The sequence below is a fragment of the Microcystis sp. LE18-22.4A genome (assembly GCF_027531105.1).
GTDB lineage: Bacteria > Cyanobacteriota > Cyanobacteriia > Cyanobacteriales > Microcystaceae > Microcystis > Microcystis aeruginosa.
In genome coordinates this window covers 1-1,292 of sequence record NZ_JAPZRB010000576.1, presented here as the reverse complement: position 1 = coordinate 1,292, position 1,292 = coordinate 1, and the positions used below count along the sequence as shown (strand labels likewise).

Genomic DNA, 1,292 nt, shown 5'->3' with positions numbered 1-1,292 from the left:
TGAGATAAATTTCCCTCCTGACTAAGTTGGTAGAGCAAGTTTCTTTGTTCTATGTTAAGATGTTTTCGGCTCATTTTTGGGTCTGATTTGTTTTTGTTAATGATCAGACAGTACCTGATGAGCCTTTCTTTGTCAACTCTTAAGGTTGATGCGTTTCATTTTTGAATTGGCGTGGAAATCCGACCAGGATATTAACTGCGAAGCACGATTTTAATACTACCATCTGTGGACAAACTGTGTTATAATCTACTTAACCAATGGTCGAGAATTGTTAGATGTTAGTCGTAGAAGCCAAGTTAAAAAACGGGACACCAGAACAATATCACCGGCTTGATGAAGCTATCAAAACTTCTCAGTTTGTGCGTAACTCTTGTGTTCGTTATTGGATGGATCATAAGGGTACAACCCGGAATGATCTCCAAAAGCTTTGCTCGGTACTAGCTAACAATAAAGAGACACCATGGGTTAATAAATTAAACTCACAAGCACGTCAATCGGCTGCTGATAGAGCCTGGCAATCAATTAGTAAGTTTTACCAGAATTGTCATGCTAAGATACTTGGGAAAAAGGGTTTTCCTCGGTTTAAAAAGCATAGTCGTTCCGTTGAGTATAAACTAACAGGCTACAAACTATCTGATAATCGACGTAAAATCAAGTTTACCGATGGTTTTAAAGCAGGAGAATTTGATTTATGGTGTAGTCAAAAAACCTTAGTTTATTATTCAGAACAACAGATTAGACGGGTAAGAGTTGTTAGACGTGCTGACGGTTATTATTGCCAGTTTTTAATTGACGTAGAACGGCAAGAATACCATAAACCAACGGGACAAATAACAGGAATTGACTTAGGTTTAAAAGAGTTTTATACCGACGCTCAAGGCAATACCGTAGAGAATCCCCGTTATTTAAGAAAGTCAGAAAAACGACTGAAAAAAGCACAAAGGAGATTATCAAAACGATTTCGCAAAGGAAAGAAACAGTCTAAAAACTATCACAAGCAACGGATAAAAGTAGCTAGGCTTCATCTTAAAGTGTCAAGACAACGTAAAGACAAAGCGATTAAAGACGCTTTGGCGTTAGTCCAGTCTAATGATCTGGTAGTCTATGAGGTTTTAAAGGTAAGAAACTTAGTCAAAAACCGTAAACTTGCCAAGTCGATTAGTGATGCTTCTTGGTATCAATTCACCGAATGGTTTGAATTTTTTGCCAAGATTTATCGGATTGTTTGTATTGCTGTTCCTCCCCATTTTACTTCTCAAGATTGTTCAGTTTGTGGGACGAGAGTTCAAAAA

General features: G+C 37.5%; 1 protein-coding gene. It reads left to right on the top strand.

Features of this window, described 5'->3' with window-relative positions:
• Positions 1 to 275 precede the first annotated feature (275 nt).
• Positions 276 to 1,292: RNA-guided endonuclease InsQ/TnpB family protein (locus tag O9295_RS24735; protein WP_288035954.1), on the top strand; the 1,017-nt coding region annotated here is incomplete at its 3' end.